General features: G+C 42.0%; 16 protein-coding genes and 1 other RNA gene. 9 read left to right on the top strand and 8 right to left on the bottom strand.

What is annotated here, in order from left to right:
- Positions 1-96 precede the first annotated feature (96 nt).
- The 3 genes from BLP85_RS07035 to BLP85_RS07025 all read left to right on the top strand — a co-directional run bounded on the left by BLP85_RS07035 (position 97) and on the right by BLP85_RS07025 (position 2,489).
- Positions 97-480 (top strand): DUF2237 family protein, encoded by a 384-nt coding sequence (locus BLP85_RS07035; protein ID WP_092819409.1) that lies wholly within the window; start codon positions 97-99, stop codon positions 478-480.
- Positions 480-1,073, top strand: a complete 594-nt coding sequence (locus tag BLP85_RS07030) for a Maf family protein (RefSeq protein ID WP_092819408.1) — start codon at positions 480-482, stop codon at positions 1,071-1,073. The genes BLP85_RS07035 and BLP85_RS07030 overlap by 1 nt, the downstream gene beginning before the upstream one ends.
- Before the next feature lie 246 nt (positions 1,074-1,319).
- Positions 1,320-2,489, top strand: coding sequence for a ribosomal protein uL16 3-hydroxylase (locus tag BLP85_RS07025; protein ID WP_092819407.1), 1,170 nt, complete (start codon positions 1,320-1,322; stop codon positions 2,487-2,489).
- Between the two features lie 237 nt (positions 2,490-2,726).
- On the opposite strand, the gene BLP85_RS07020 is transcribed toward BLP85_RS07025, so the two are convergent.
- The 5 genes from BLP85_RS07020 to BLP85_RS07000 form a co-directional block, all read right to left on the bottom strand.
- A complete protein-coding gene (locus tag BLP85_RS07020) occupies positions 2,727-4,607 on the bottom strand; it encodes a sensor histidine kinase (RefSeq protein WP_092819406.1) in 1,881 nt (626 codons plus the stop codon).
- Complete coding sequence (locus BLP85_RS07015; protein WP_092819405.1) at positions 4,604-5,293, bottom strand: response regulator; 690 nt, start codon at positions 5,291-5,293, stop codon at positions 4,604-4,606. The genes BLP85_RS07020 and BLP85_RS07015 overlap by 4 nt, the downstream gene beginning before the upstream one ends.
- Before the next feature lie 311 nt (positions 5,294-5,604).
- Positions 5,605-6,384, bottom strand: a complete 780-nt coding sequence (locus tag BLP85_RS07010) for a glutathione S-transferase N-terminal domain-containing protein (RefSeq protein WP_092819404.1) — start codon at positions 6,382-6,384, stop codon at positions 5,605-5,607.
- A gap of 23 nt (positions 6,385-6,407) precedes the next feature.
- Entirely contained in the window at positions 6,408-6,920 is a 513-nt protein-coding gene (rraA, locus tag BLP85_RS07005) for a ribonuclease E activity regulator RraA (RefSeq protein WP_092819403.1), read from the bottom strand.
- Between the two features lie 3 nt (positions 6,921-6,923).
- Entirely contained in the window at positions 6,924-7,598 is a 675-nt protein-coding gene (locus BLP85_RS07000) for an NAD(P)H-binding protein (RefSeq protein ID WP_092819402.1), read from the bottom strand.
- A gap of 215 nt (positions 7,599-7,813) precedes the next feature.
- On the opposite strand from BLP85_RS07000, the gene rpsT reads away from it, so the two are divergent.
- Positions 7,814-8,080 (top strand): 30S ribosomal protein S20, encoded by a 267-nt coding sequence (gene rpsT, locus BLP85_RS06995; protein WP_039622003.1) that lies wholly within the window; start codon positions 7,814-7,816, stop codon positions 8,078-8,080.
- Between the two features lie 180 nt (positions 8,081-8,260).
- Here rpsT and BLP85_RS06990 read toward each other — a convergent pair whose 3' ends face one another.
- Together BLP85_RS06990 and BLP85_RS06985 are read right to left on the bottom strand one after the other, a co-directional pair.
- Complete coding sequence (locus tag BLP85_RS06990; protein ID WP_092819401.1) at positions 8,261-8,998, bottom strand: histidine phosphatase family protein; 738 nt, start codon at positions 8,996-8,998, stop codon at positions 8,261-8,263.
- 58 nt (positions 8,999-9,056) lie between these two features.
- On the bottom strand, positions 9,057-9,911 hold the full coding sequence (locus tag BLP85_RS06985) for a 3'(2'),5'-bisphosphate nucleotidase CysQ family protein (protein ID WP_092819400.1): 855 nt from the start codon (positions 9,909-9,911) through the stop codon (positions 9,057-9,059).
- Positions 9,912-9,924: 13 nt separating this feature from the next.
- Here BLP85_RS06985 and BLP85_RS06980 point away from each other — a divergent pair, with 13 nt between their 5' ends.
- From BLP85_RS06980 to BLP85_RS06965, 4 genes are all read left to right on the top strand, one after another.
- Entirely contained in the window at positions 9,925-10,611 is a 687-nt protein-coding gene (locus BLP85_RS06980; RefSeq protein ID WP_092819399.1) for an HAD-IA family hydrolase, read from the top strand.
- Entirely contained in the window at positions 10,604-11,041 is a 438-nt protein-coding gene (locus BLP85_RS06975) for an RNA-binding S4 domain-containing protein (RefSeq protein ID WP_092819398.1), read from the top strand. Before BLP85_RS06980 ends, BLP85_RS06975 begins: the two co-directional genes overlap by 8 nt.
- Positions 11,042-11,197: 156 nt before the next feature.
- Positions 11,198-12,241 carry a recombinase RecA gene (gene recA, locus BLP85_RS06970; RefSeq protein WP_092819397.1) on the top strand — a complete coding sequence of 348 codons (1,044 nt, stop codon included), beginning with the start codon at positions 11,198-11,200 and terminating at the stop codon, positions 12,239-12,241.
- 75 nt (positions 12,242-12,316) lie between these two features.
- A complete protein-coding gene (locus BLP85_RS06965) occupies positions 12,317-12,913 on the top strand; it encodes a regulatory protein RecX (RefSeq protein ID WP_092819396.1) in 597 nt (198 codons plus the stop codon).
- A gap of 397 nt (positions 12,914-13,310) precedes the next feature.
- Here the strand turns inward: BLP85_RS06965 and ffs are convergent.
- Positions 13,311-13,407, bottom strand: an RNA gene (gene ffs / locus BLP85_RS06960) — signal recognition particle sRNA small type.
- Between the two features lie 294 nt (positions 13,408-13,701).
- On the opposite strand from ffs, the gene BLP85_RS06955 reads away from it, so the two are divergent.
- Positions 13,702-14,562: a YbgF trimerization domain-containing protein gene (locus BLP85_RS06955; RefSeq protein ID WP_092819503.1), complete on the top strand. Its 861-nt coding sequence runs from the start codon at positions 13,702-13,704 to the stop codon at positions 14,560-14,562.
- Positions 14,563-14,566: the final 4 nt, after the last annotated feature.

Here is a 14,566-nt window from a genome sequence, read left to right as displayed (position 1 = left end):
ATTATGTAGAAAAAGGTTAGCATCTTTTGCAGAAAAGCTGTCGAAAGACAAAGTTTTGATTATCATAGTCAAAAGCCACACAATGATTTAGAACTTATGTCTATTCACCCAGATCCAAATATCAATCGCCTGAATGTATTAGGCGAACCCTTGGCAAGCTGTTGCTACTCTCCTATTACCGGCTATTTTCGTAACGGCTTTTGTCATACGTCCACCACAGATCTCGGACAGCATACAATGTGTGCACAAATGACCGCTGAGTTTCTGAATTTTTCGCAAAAAGTAGGGAATGACCTGATCACACCTCTTCCGGAGGTTGATTTTCCAGGTCTAGAACCGGGGGATTTCTGGTGTATTTGTGTGACCCGTTGGGTTGAAGCGTATCAGGCTGGTATTGCTCCGCCTATTAAAATACAAGCTTGCCATCAGGCTGTGCTCTCCTATGTTCCGCTTGATGTGCTTATGGAATATGCAGTGTAATGAGTACTCCCAAAATTATTTTGGCTTCAAGCAGTCAAACCCGTAAAGACTTGATGAATCGTCTTCGTATTGATTATCAATGTATGGTGCCGGATATTGATGAATCCCCTCGTGGTGAAGATCATGCCGATCATTTGGCCCAGCGACTGGCTTTTGAGAAGGCCAAAACGATTGCAGAACAGTATCCCGAAGCAATCGTGATTGGTTCCGATCAGGTGGCCTGGCGTGAAGGTGCTCCCGATATCTTTATTGGCAAACCATTGACCGTGGAAAAAGCGATCAAGCAGTTACAGGCCAATTCGGACAAAATCGTTTATTTCAGTACCGCATTAAGTGTGCAACAGCAGTCCACTGGCTTTGAAAAAACACTGGTTGAACACTATAAGGTCAAGTTCCGTAAACTCGGTCATGCTGAAATTGAACGTTATATTGAAGTCGATCAACCTTTAATGTGCGCAGGCAGTTTTAAGTGTGAAAGCCTCGGCATTAGTCTGTTCGAACAGATGACCGGGCAAGATCAAACCACTTTGATGGGTATGCCGATGATTCAGTTGTGTCATATCCTGCGTCAGTTGAATGTGCTGGTGCCTTAACCCTAATTCTGCTTAGGCCAATCTTTCCATGACTTGAAAGGTTGGCTTATTTGAGGGTTCCACCCTCCTTGTTCAAACTTTTCCTGTCCAGGATTCATGCCTAGCATTGCGCTATTATCAATAAAAAATTCCCCCATGATTTCACTCCCGTAACACAGTACAAGAAGTCTTGCCAACTGATTTACAACTTGCTCTCACCTGCAACTCCATAGACAATAAGCATAAATTTATAGGTGCTTTTATCTTATGTCCCAGCCTCTAGATGTACTCGGCGGCATCACTGCCGAACAATTCCTTGCCGAATATTGGCAAAAAAAACCTCTCCTTGTTCGTAACGCACTTCCTGAAATTGAAAATATTTTAGTCCCTGATGATGTCATGGAACTGGCGTTAGATGAAAACATTACCGCACGCCTCATCAAGCAAAAAGATAAAGATCCAAACCAATGGTCAGTCAAATCTTCACCTTTGATTAAGGCAGACTTCCAGAAGATGCCAAAACTCTGGACCCTACTGGTTCAGGCGGTAGATCATTATTCATTTGATCTGGCAGAACTGTGGAAGAAATTTCCTTTTATCCCGCAGTGGCGTCGCGATGACATCATGGTGTCATATGCACAAAAAGGAGGTTCTGTCGGTAAACACTTCGATTTTTATGATGTGTTCCTTGTACAGGGTTACGGCCACCGTCGTTGGCAACTGGGACAAATGTGTGATGCCGAAACTGAATTCGTTGAAGGGCAACCTTTAAAGTTACTCCCGGACATGGACGTCAATTTTGATGAGGTGCTTGCCCCGGGTGATTTGCTATACGTACCACCGGGTTTATCGCACTACGGCGTAGCGGAAGATGACTGCCTGACCTTCTCTTTCGGTTTCCGCATGCCGAACGTGGCAGAAATGATGGATCGTGTCAGTGATAAATTTGCTGCTGATCAATTGCTCAAGAACCCGTTAAAAGACATTCTGCGTGACAAAATCAGCCCGATTGGTCAAATCACACAGAATGAACTTGAGTACTTAAAAACTGAACTTTTGGCGCAATTGCAAAATCCGGCCGTGCTTGAAGATGCCCTGATGAGCCTGATGTCAGAACCAAAATATCCTGAAAATATTCCAGAGGCGGAAGCCATTGGTACAGGTGACCTGGAAGAAGCGTTGGATCAGGGCTATTCACTCATGCTCGAGCCGGCATCTCGCCTGCTCTATACTGAAGCTGAAGGTGAACTGCTGTTCTGGGCCAATGGTGAAGGCATTTGTATTTCTGAAGCTTTTTCCCCAATTTTAAAACAGTTGGCGGATGGCGGTTCAGTATTGCTGGATGAAAATCTGTATGATCCAGACATGCTGGAAGACATTGTGAATTTGCTCAATGAATCCATTCTGATGCTGTTACCTGCCGCAGAAGAAGAGTAAACAGCACATAAGGGGGGAAATTCATTTCCCCCCTTATTTTATATTGCAGCATTTCAGATATACAGATTAAAATTTCTCACCGTTCCCAAAAGAAAAATCATTATTCATATTCCCGTTTTTTAATTTAATTTGGGAAAAATCAAAAGTAAAAGCGCTGAAAAAATTCTAATTTTTTGCCGATTTTATAAAATGATGGCATAGCGAATGCTATCTAAAAATCAAGGAAAATTGAATTGCTTATTTCAGCTGAACAATCGCCTGAATGATGGTGCAACCCGGCTCAGAAGATAACTTCAATTCCGCCCCTATGCGCTCCAAACGCATTTTCATACTGCGCATGCCAATACTTAATCCCTGTTGCGCTACACTATCCGCATCAAAACCGACACCGTCATCTTCTATACTCAAAATAAACTGGTTTTCCCGAATATAGACCATCACTATTTTTACCTGCTTGGCCTGACTATGTTTAATAATATTGGTCAGGCTTTCTTCCAGTACCCGTATTAAAGTGAGACACTGCAAAGCACTCGGCACGGCTTGCCATTCATGCGGGAAAATCCATTTAGAACGGATATCCAGCTCATCCATAAGCTGACTAAAACGATGCCTAACGGGTGCCACCCACAATACCGGACTGACTGGAATTTTATTATCCGCAGATGAACCACTATCGATAATTTGTCGGAGATCATCCCTTAATAATTTAAGCATCGATAAAAATTGCTTGTTAGAAATATTATGCGTACTTTGATCCACTAAAATCATCGAGCGAACCAATGATGCACCCAAACCATCATGCAAATCATGGGATAAATTGATTCTTTCTTGCAGCTTGACATTTTTAAGCTCTAATTGATGTTTTTCATTTAAACTGGAGCTTAAATCATTACTGACCTGCTGAACTTTCATTTCCAACTGGGCATTAAAAGTTTCAATTTTTTTAACATTACGGGCCAATCTTGAACCTAATATAATCACCATAAAAAAGGTAATCACCGGTCCAGTATAGGGAGATAATGGTCGAATATCCGTTACAATCTCACCGGATAATAATAAAAGGTCAAAAATCATAAAAATGACAATAGCGCTTAGGCAAATGGCCAAAAAGATATAATCTGTTCTTTTCGATTGAATGGCTTGGTAACAGACATATAAATAACCACTCAGAAGTACGCCAACATAGATTAAAAATATCAGTCCAAAAACCCAGGAAACGGACTGCTGTGGGGTGAGGAAAATACCTGCAATAATCAGTCCCGTCATTCCCCCAAAAAACGTCTCAACTTTAATAAAGCACTTCTGGATAAACCTGAATAAATAAATACAGAAACTTAAGACATAAAGAACAAAAAAAGCCAAATTGGCCTGTGCTGCAATTAATACATTGGGATAGGGAAATGTTTCTGTGCTTAGTATATTGGAAATAAAGAGCACCCATAAAAAGGAACTTAAGGCAAACCACCCAAAAGTGCTCTCTTTTCGACGCAAGAGCCAAATCACAAAACAGATCACGCCAAAGGTAATGGATAAAATGAGATTAATTAAAAATAAAGTTCGACGATTCCATACCTGACTTTGATATGACTCGTAAATGTTTTGTACATTATTAAAAGAAATCTGGCCAATACCCGGAGACTGGAAAGCCAAGCCATTCACATAAATTAAAATTTCATTTTCGCCGCTGTTTAATCCTGCTATCGGTAAAACCCAGTAACGCGGCATATTCCAGCTTTTTGACAGCGGCTCCTGTAAATGCTTATCTTTCCAGAGTAAATCGCCGTTTAAATAAACTGCACCCGCAGAATTAATATAATGAATGAGAAAAGCAATCGGCTCGGCAAGTCTGGCCTGATTCTGACATGACCAGCTCCATTGAATCTTATACCAGACTCCGCCATTATAATTTGGCCACCGCTTATTCCATTGATCGGGTAAATCCACAGACTCCCAGCCTTGCTTGGGTAAAATGCTGACAGAACTGGTTTTAACGGTATCAATAGAATGAATGTGCACTGCACATTGCGCATTGATATTTTCAGTTCTTTCCGCATGACTGACTTGACTCAGCAGGCTAAGAACAAAAATTAAAAAATAATGCACAATCAACCGCTTCATAAAATCCCTAAGGATCGTGCTGCACTGACGGCTTTTGTTCTTTTGCTCACCGACAATTTCCGGTAAATATGCTTGATATGACTTTCAACCGTATATTTAGAAACAAAGAGCTGTTCGGCAATTTCCCGGTTACTCATACCTAGAGCCACCAGATTCAAAATCTCAGTTTCCCGGCTGGTTAACAGTTCCGTATCGGCATCCATGATTTTCTGATCATCCGCTGGCGGTATGATCGCAGCCGATATCTGTTTTAAAATTTCTTGGGCAATAAAAGGGTCAATTGGCGCACCGCCGCGTAAAATACTGCGAATAGACAACAGTACTTCTGCATCATCACGTTCTTTCAGGACATAACCTGTCGCACCTGCCTTGATTGCTGAAAATAAACTTTCCTGAGTACTCCAGGCCGATATCACCAAGATCATGGCATTGGCATTGCTATCCAGTGCACGCAGCTTTTCAATCAGCTCTATGCCATTGCCGTCAGGAAGCCCCAGATCTACCAAAGCCAGGGAAACAGGTTGCTGCTCTATTTCGGTAAACGCCTGCTGCAAGTTTTTGGCAAAAATGAGCATCTCTTTGCTATAGCCCAGTTCTGTCAATATATTTTTTAACCGTTCTTGAATCAGTCCTTCATCTTCAACAATTAAAACTGGAACGGGTAAAATCGTTTCTAATTCTGACACACACCACCCCCCTGTTATAACCGCTGACTATAACGAAAAAAACAATCTCAACGATATCCCTAAAACTAGGTAATTTAATGACTTTTATATTAATAATTCATCAATTTTATTTACAATGCTACTGTCTAGCGGTTTAAATAAACACCATAGAATAAAAACTTTAAAGTTTCAATCGATGATTGATCCATCATTGATTCATTCAATATTCTGACTATATTACAGCGTATAACTTACTTTAAATTTAGCTTAACTTAATCAGCTGTAGGGCAAAAATAAACCGCTGCTTGAGCGGTTTATTATTTCGGGCTGGATTAGTGACCATATTGCTGGTTTAAGTATTTCACAATTTGTGCCGACTCAAACATTTTCACCCCGGTATTCGGATCAATCAAATAAGGAACCTGAATATCTCGCCCCATAATTTCAACAGTCTTTTCACGTTTACCACCGGCTAAGGGTTGATATTTTCCGGGTTTTAAACGCAGTACTGCCGGTCCCATATCCTGCCAGCGCTCTTTAGCCACATTATGGTAAACATACGGCAGCTCGAGCTCGGTTAATACCGCTCGTACCACACGGGTAAAAGGACTGGCTTCAAAGCCCCATAACTCCAACAATTGCTCAGGTGCTGCACGATCTTTAATTTTCCGGTTAATCCAGACGCCGCGTGCACCATTAATAATGGTTCCAGCTAAAGCTACGACAGGAATTTTAGGATAATGGGCAAATTTTTTCGGTGTGGTTCCCGTTCGGCCATAATGCTTAAACAGATAATGGATAATGTCCTGAGATTCATACATCTGAACCCCGGTATTTTCATCGATAAAAAATGGAAACCGGTTTTTTCCACCTTTTTCTTTGACAATTTTCCGGTATTTCTGTCCACCCTTCGGGCAAGGATAAACCTCATAATCCAGATTTAACAAAGTTAAAACTTCACGCACACGACGGCAAAATGGCGAACCTTCAAACTCATAAAGTTTCAGCGATTTTTCTGGCTGCTTGGGAAAAGCAGTACCGCTCACGCCACGTCCACCTTCAGTCAAAGATGAAGCTAAAGCCTGTATCACTTTCATTTGATGATTCACCATTTTTTATCCTTGTATCTCTATCTTTATAAATCGACTAATTTTTCTTTTGCCACCACAATGCCATTGTTGTCAGCATAGATGTAATCGCCAGAACTGATGCTTACACCACCAAAATACAAAGTTAAATCCACTTCGCCTATGCCTTTGCGATTGCTTTTTTGTGGAATTGCAGCCAATGCATGCACACCCAGATCCAGTTCGGCAATGGCATCCACATCCCGTACACAGCCATAGATCACCACCCCATTCCAGTGATTCTTAACCGCTGATTCAGCAATCATATCGCCCATCAAGGCACAGCGCATGGATGCTCCACCGTCTACCACAAGCACTTTACCGGTACCATCGGTTGCGAGGAGTTCTTTGACACGTGAATTATCTTCAAAACATTTTACGGTGACTGCCTGACCACCAAAGCTTTTACGTGCGCCATAACTTTTAAAGAATTTTCCATCCATTGATGGGGCGACTACCTGAATTTCTTTTTCTGGATTGTCATCAAGTAAATCACAGGTTACGAATGCTGGATTAGACACTTTTTATTTCCCTCGTTTGGAATTTTGTATGCATAAATTATCATAAATTTCAAACTTTTCAGTTTGAGTTTGTGCAGCCTCGACCATAGTATGAGCCACTTGCGCTGCTGTCACTGGCTTATATTTAAATGTATCAGGAACCCAATGCGAGAGTTTTTGATACAACTTTTGCGTCATATCTTCCAATAGGCGTCGTTCTGGTCGTTCACCCAGTAATAATGACGGGCGCAGAATGGACACATATTCCAGATTTAAGCCCTGGATATGCTGTTCCAGCTCACCTTTGACTTTATTGTAAAAAATTCTGGATTTTGCATTTGCGCCTAGCGCACTAATCAATAAATAGTGGGTCTGGGCCGATTCAAATAAATCGGCAAAATGTGCATTGATTTCATAATCAATAATATAAAAATTCTGTTTTGAACCGGCCTTTTTTAGTGTCGTGCCTAAACAACTGAAGGCATGGCTATAGCCATTTACATCTTCATCGTTCAGTAACAGAAAATCTTCCAGTATAAACTGCTGTACTTTTTTCAGGCTGTTAAGCTTTGGATCTTCATGCCGAACCACAGCGGTAATTTTTTCACAGTCTTGTATCTGGTTAAGCTGCTGCAAAAGTTCCCGTCCCACCAAACCTGTTGCACCAATCACAATTGCACTTTTAATCGATTTAGTCATTTTTTAAGCAATCTCTTTAGGTTATTACTAATGTAACGGTTTCTTTATACTTTTTATGCATCTAAAATGTTGCCGAATCAAGTCAAGACTTGACTTAACGCCATAGTTTAATCACAATATGGCACTTGTTTACGGGCTGGTGATAATTCTTCTGATGAAGGTTTTCAGTTGCAATTTCAGCCCGCCCAGACCAATCTAATTCAAGGAGTGCACGAGTGGCAAACTCTGCTCAAGCTAAAAAACGTGCTCGTCAAAACGTTAAAGCACGTAAACACAACGCAAGCTTACGTTCTATGGTTCGTACTTATCTTAAACGCACAGTAGCTGCAATCGCTGCTGGTGATTATGCTGCTGCTACAGAAGCATACAAAACTGCGGTTCCTGTAATTGACCGTATGGCTGATAAAGGTATCATCCATAAAAACAAAGCTGCTCGTCATAAGAGCCGTTTGAATGCACAAGTTAAAGCTTTAGCTAACTAAGTTGTTGCATTGAAAAAAGCCCGTTTAGGGCTTTTTTTTACGCTTATAAAAAATTATTCAGTCTAAAAATAGCACATTATAAAAATATAAAGTGCTTCAAAACTCTTATTAAAAACTGTTTTTAGGATTATTTCTTCAGGAAGAGAATCCAGACGGCATTTCTTTAAAGCCAATGCTATTTTATTTTTCCAGGTTCTGGAACTCCCGGATTGACAGCTCATTCACTTGGCCACGCCAAATCCATTTCAGTTTGGATTCTAGAAATACATCACCTTCAAACCAGACAAACAGGCCTTCCATCATTTTTGGCCAGTCTTCCCGGCTAACAGTATTACGACCGGAAATCACCGCAATAATGGCTGCCAAAATAGTATCGTGACTCACGGCCAGACTTAAACCAAAATGATCTTGCGGATGGGTATTATAAATCAGCTCCAGCACATCGACCACACCGGTAATCGGATGTTTCATTCCAGGCAAGGCATTATTGACAAAACTGTTAATAAAGCCCAAAGCACCCTGTTTCTGAAAATAAGGCCCCGCCTGTTTAATATCCAGCACAAAACTTCCCGGCTCGACCAGCAAGCCTTGCTGGACAATTTCAATATGATGGGTATTTTGTGCCAGCGTACTCGTATCGGCACCCTGAATCATTAAAGCAGCAGTATCGACACAGCGCTGGATCGGACTTGAAATGCAGTGCTGGATGCTACGGTCCGTATTATCGATTAAATAGCTTCCCCACGCCTGTGCCAAGTCACGGCCTTGTTCGGTTAACTGCAAATCATAGCCAGCCAGACCCTGCCCTGTAACGACCTCACGAATAGAATGACGGGTAAACAGGGTAACAGGGGTTTTGGCATCAGGCAGCAAATCGAGTGCCTTCAGCATACTTGTAGGGAGTAGATTTAACGCCATGAAGCAGCCAAAATTAAACATGGGTACATAGCACACTATAGCATGTTAATGCATCAGCTCAATGTATGTTCGCCATAAGTCCTAGGGTCTGGAATGCCAATTTTTTCATCTCGACATTACGAAATGCGATAAAACCACCGTTCAGCAAACTCTCCCGTTGATTATATACAAAGGGTCTGCCCTTAAAATCGACTAGACCGCCCCCGATACGCTCAATTAGACATTGTCCTGCACTGGTATCCCACTCGCTGGTCGGATGGAAACGCGGATACATATCGACTTTCCCCTCCAGCATCATGCAAAACTTATAGGCGCTTCCCGCCCTAAACTCTACAATATCGACCTGCTGTTTCAGGATGTCCAGATATTCGGCATATCTGGGCTTGTTCTGGCTACTTTGACTTAAACCCACCTGAACAGTTTTAGACGGCAAATCATCGACATAGTGCAGCCATTGCCGGGTTTGGATTTCAAATTTTAAAGGTACGCCCTGCTTGGGACAAAAATATATGCTTTGCTCACCCGGTATAGCCAATAGCGCAAAGGTGGTATTGGCACCCTCTACCAGGCTCAGGTTGATGGTAAATTCAGGACGCTTATGCAGAAATTCTTTGGTGCCATCCAGGGGATCGAGCAACCAGAAGTTCTGCCATTGCTTGCGTTGACTATTGTCGCCTTCTTCCGACAATAAAGGGATGAGCGGAAAAGTCTGTTTTAATGCATGGGTGATAAATTCATTGACCCGATAATCCGCTTGGGTGACTGGAGACTGGTCCTGCTTATGCTCCACATCAAAATTTTTACCCGCACAGTAGGCCTGATATTCTGCTCGCAAAATTTCACATGCCTGTGTCACAATGGGAACCAACTGTAAAATCAAGGCATCTTGCGGTGCCGTGGTCGCTTTAAACATAGATTACCTTCATATGCCGAATTATTCAGAAAAACCCACCATCATCTTTGATATGGATGGTACCCTTCTTGATCTTGCTTACGATGATTTTATCTGGAATCATCAGCTTCCTATTCGCTATGCAGAACAGCATAACTGTACACTCGAACAGAGTACCCAAGCGTTATTTCAGTTTTACCAGCAACACAATCATACCTTAAATTGGTATTCCACACGCTTCTGGAGTGCAAAGGTAGGGGTGGATACATTGGCGCTGCAACAGGAATTTAAGCACAAGGTGGCTTTACGTCCAGGGTGTATTGAACTGCTGGAATATCTTAAAGCCCACGGCTATGCCTGCTGGATAGCGACCAATGCCGATTGTGAAGGTTTAAAATTCAAACTCGAACAGACCCGGATTGCACATTACTTTGATGTCATTATCAGCAGTGAAACCATCGGTTATGCCAAAGAGTGCGTCGAATTCTGGCAAAAACTCCATTCACTGCACCCCTTTCAGGTCGAACACACCTATTTTATTGATGACACTGAAAAAGTGCTCAAAGGTGCAGAAAAATTTGGTATCCAGCATTTAATTACCATTGCCCAGCCCTCATCTCAAAAAGAAATAAGGACTGAAAGTTCCTATCCTATTTTACAAGAGCTGACCGATTTAATGGTGATCTTAAAACAAGCTGAGGATCTGAAAAAATATGCCTAATTCTTCTCAACAGAACCATGTTGAAAGTATGCGTGTTGACAAATGGTTATGGGCAGCACGTTTTTTTAAAACACGTTCAATATCCAAAGCTGCCATTGAAGGCGGCAAGGTGCATCATAATGGTGAACGGGTTAAAGTCTCCAAAGATGTTCGGGTTGGGATGGAACTCACCATTCAGCAGGGTTTTGACCGTAAAACTGTCGTCATCAAGGCCTTATCTGCAGTTCGTGGTGCCGCACCGATTGCCCAGCAGCTTTACGAAGAAACCGAAGTGAGCGTTGCAAGACGAGAGTTGATTGCCACCCAAAGAAAGTTGCATAATCTAGCGCGACCTGAACATCGGCCGAGTAAAAAAGATCGAAGACAAATCAGTAAATTCAAACAAGATAATGATCAGCAGTTCGATCAGCACTGGTCATATCATGATTAGAAGCTGTTGATATTTAAGCGTCACATTCTGTCGCATTCGACTGAATTGATATAGTACATAAAGAATGAATCTGTCACTATACTTGGGTGGAACACGTTTGAAAGCAACACATCCACTTAAGTGAATATTTTGGTGACATCGTTTTGAGGTTGTGAGATGGATGATAATAAAAGCAAGGCGCTGAATGCTGCCCTAAGCCAGATTGAAAAACAGTTTGGTAAAAATACAGTAATGCGTCTTGGTGACAACACTGTACAAGCCGTTGAAGCGGTCTCTACAGGTTCTTTAACCCTGGATATCGCACTGGGTATCGGCGGTCTGCCTAAAGGCCGTATCGTTGAAATTTACGGTCCTGAATCTTCAGGTAAAACCACCATGACGTTACAGGCGATTGCAGAATGTCAAAAAGCGGGCGGTACATGTGCCTTCATCGATGCCGAACATGCGCTTGATCCGCAATATGCCCGCAAGTTAGGGGTAGATATCGACAACCTGTTGGTATCACAGCCTGACAATGGTGAACAGGCCCTGGAAATTGCCGACATGCTGGTACGCTCTGGCGCGATTGACCTGATCGTCGTCGACTCCGTTGCAGCCTTAACACCACGCGCGGAAATTGAAGGTGAAATGGGTGACTCGCACATGGGTCTGCAAGCCCGTTTAATGAGCCAGGCACTGCGTAAAATCACCGGTAATGCAAAACGTTCTAACTGCATGGTAATCTTCATTAACCAGATCCGTATGAAGATTGGCGTGATGTTTGGTAGCCCTGAAACCACTACGGGTGGTAATGCGCTTAAATTCTACGCTTCTGTACGTCTGGATATCCGCCGTATTGGCCAGGTGAAAGAAGGTGATGAAATCATCGGTTCCGAAACCCGCGTAAAAGTCGTGAAGAACAAGATGGCTCCTCCATTTAAAGAAGCCGTGTTCCAGATTTTGTATGGTAAAGGCGTGAACCATTTAGGCGAATTGATCGACCTGGCAGTACAGCAAGAGATCATCCAGAAAGCGGGTGCATGGTATTCTTATCAGGGCGATAAAATCGGCCAAGGTAAAAACAACGTCATTCGCCATCTGGAAGAAAATCCACAAATTGCAGTGGAAGTTGAAAAACTGATCCGTGAACAGCTCCTCACTACCGGTACAGCACCGGCAGAAGACCATGACGAAGCTGAACCAGACTTTTTAGATGCTTAATTTCCAGCACAATAAAAGTTAAACTGTAAAACGCCCTACGGGGCGTTTTATATTTGATTCGATATAGACCACCTTATGAGCAATCCCAAATTTCCCAACATGCTGGATTACGCAGCACTCAAGCAACAATTTGATGAGTCGCCTGGCGAATTGCCCGTCTGTTCGAATCCATCTCAAGACTCAGATGCTTTGCACTTTGAAACTGAAACCCAGCCCAAACCTCAAGGCCTGACGGGCACACGCTTACGCTCCTACGCTTTTGCTGTATTGACCCGTAAGGAATACTCAAAGGCAGATTTGATCGAGAAACTTGCACTTTATGCCCTGGATCGCGGTGAAGTGCTAAAACTGGTGGATGAACTGGCAAAAGAAAATTATCAGAGTGACCAGCGTGTCGCTGAAATGATGCTGTCGAGCCAGAAACGTAAAGGTAAAGGTCCAAACCGCATCAAGATGGCGTTAAAATCAAAAAAAATTGATAGCAGTCTGATTCAGGACGAATTGAAAGAAACTGACTGGAATGAACAGGCCTATCAACTGAAAGTGAAAAAGTTTGGTCTGGAGGTTGAAAAAGAGCCAAAACTGAAAGCCAAACAAATACGCTTTTTGATGTATCGCGGGTTTGAAATGGATGCGATTATGCAAGCGATTAGCCGCAAAGCTGAGGATTAATCCCCTGCATTCATAAAATTCGAAATTTTGGTCAATCCCGCTCACGATATGAATAGTTCGCTAGAAAATAACGACGAAGCTCATCATATTGCGCTAAGTCAATGATTATCGTTTTTTAAGCTACGAACCGTTAAATGTTGATCATCTAAAAGATGCCTATAACGCCATAAATGAATGATATAGACGGAAGATAGACGGCAAATTATACTGACAATAATACAATGAAGATTTTAATCTTAAGTGGTTGAAATTTAATAAATAACAATCTTATTAAGATAGAGACAAGCAAAGTCATCACATAGAACATTCGATGTGTAATTTTAAAATATATAGAATGATAGATTAGACAAAAGGAAGGCAGGTTAAATTATTTTTTTAATTATAAATATGGTGGCAACCCTACCAGCAAAGCTTCGGCACATCATAGTTCTAGTACCGTTGCTACCTTCCGGTCCTGGCGGGGTTCGTAGAGTACAATTGCGAAGTAACCGGCAGGGCTACCATTGCAAGAACAGAGTATAGAGATTTTTAGTTAACTTGCAAGTACCCCAAGCTGTTTTCCAGCAACATTGCTTTTATTTGATTATTAAAAAAACAATATTAATTAAAAACAGCATTTTTGGATGTTTTTTATCTGCACAATCAATTACTTTAAAACTATGACAAGATTGTAAACACATATTGCATTTCATGGGCCGGACGTTTTTAATGTCGTCATGTCTTTTAAATGGTTACGCTCTAAAATCTTGCGTTTAGAAAGTACCGAAAAATACAAAATGGATGTTTTTATGATGCTCAAACAGCATGCTTTATGTGTACTCACCCTGTTGGGTTCCGCTTCACTTTATGCCAATGTCCCGATTGAATCACGCGGCTTGAGTCAAAACAACAGCATTGACCTCAGCGCCAATAATGTCGCCATCAATTCAGGTGCAGCAGTTGCCAATGTACCCACCAATCTGAATTGGCAACTCATGCAGAAAAACCAGCAATTAGAAAATGACCTTCGCACATTGCGAGGAAAAATTGAAGAACAGGACAACGAAATTGAACAGCTGAAACACGAGCTGACCAATCGCTATACCGATCTGGATCAGCGACTCGAACTGCTGCAACAGAAAGTGGATCCGGAAAGTGCAGCTCCAGAGGAGGATAACCAACAGGATACTTCTCCCAGCAGCACAAACAGCCCAGCCCCAGTAGCCTCTAATACAACCGTCAAGCAAGCGGCTTCTGTCCCCGCAAAACAGGCCGCTCCTACCAGTGCTCAACCCTCTTCAGCTGAACTGGATAAAGCCGCCTATACTGTAGCGCTGGATGCTTATAAACAAGGTGGTGCCAAAAAAGCCATTGCTCCAATGCAAAACTTTATCAAGAATAATCCCAATAGTGTCTACATCAGTAATGCTTATTTCTGGCTCGCTGAATTTAATCTGGCCATTGAACCGACCAATTATGCAGAAGCGAAAAAGAACTACAATATTGTGGTCAATCAATATCCCAATTCTGCAAAGGCATCACGCTCTTTATATCAACTCTACAATATAGCCAAAGATGTCGATCACAATACAACGCTTGCCAACCAGCTTAAAACCAAACTGCAAAAAAATTATCCCAAATCTGAAGAAGTGGGATATTTAAAACAATAAAAAA

The organism is Acinetobacter kookii (assembly GCF_900096895.1).
In the GTDB taxonomy this organism is placed as follows: Bacteria; Pseudomonadota; Gammaproteobacteria; order Pseudomonadales; family Moraxellaceae; genus Acinetobacter; species Acinetobacter kookii.
The sequence above is the reverse complement of the archived record's forward strand: the minus strand, read 5'-3'. Positions and strand labels throughout refer to the sequence as shown.

Coding starts and splice junctions, on each gene's coding strand:
- BLP85_RS07035 (WP_092819409.1), top strand. CDS start 97: ATGTCTATTCACCCAGATCCAAATATCAATCGCCTGAATGTATTAGGC.
- BLP85_RS07030 (WP_092819408.1), top strand. CDS start 480: ATGAGTACTCCCAAAATTATTTTGGCTTCAAGCAGTCAAACCCGTAAA.
- BLP85_RS07025 (WP_092819407.1), top strand. CDS start 1,320: ATGTCCCAGCCTCTAGATGTACTCGGCGGCATCACTGCCGAACAATTC.
- BLP85_RS07020 (WP_092819406.1), bottom strand. CDS start 4,607: ATGAAGCGGTTGATTGTGCATTATTTTTTAATTTTTGTTCTTAGCCTG.
- BLP85_RS07010 (WP_092819404.1), bottom strand. CDS start 6,384: ATGGTGAATCATCAAATGAAAGTGATACAGGCTTTAGCTTCATCTTTG.
- BLP85_RS07000 (WP_092819402.1), bottom strand. CDS start 7,598: ATGACTAAATCGATTAAAAGTGCAATTGTGATTGGTGCAACAGGTTTG.
- BLP85_RS06990 (WP_092819401.1), bottom strand. CDS start 8,998: ATGGCGTTAAATCTACTCCCTACAAGTATGCTGAAGGCACTCGATTTG.
- BLP85_RS06985 (WP_092819400.1), bottom strand. CDS start 9,911: ATGTTTAAAGCGACCACGGCACCGCAAGATGCCTTGATTTTACAGTTG.
- BLP85_RS06980 (WP_092819399.1), top strand. CDS start 9,925: ATGCCGAATTATTCAGAAAAACCCACCATCATCTTTGATATGGATGGT.
- BLP85_RS06975 (WP_092819398.1), top strand. CDS start 10,604: ATGCCTAATTCTTCTCAACAGAACCATGTTGAAAGTATGCGTGTTGAC.
- recA (WP_092819397.1), top strand. CDS start 11,198: ATGGATGATAATAAAAGCAAGGCGCTGAATGCTGCCCTAAGCCAGATT.
- BLP85_RS06965 (WP_092819396.1), top strand. CDS start 12,317: ATGAGCAATCCCAAATTTCCCAACATGCTGGATTACGCAGCACTCAAG.
- BLP85_RS06955 (WP_092819503.1), top strand. CDS start 13,702: ATGATGCTCAAACAGCATGCTTTATGTGTACTCACCCTGTTGGGTTCC.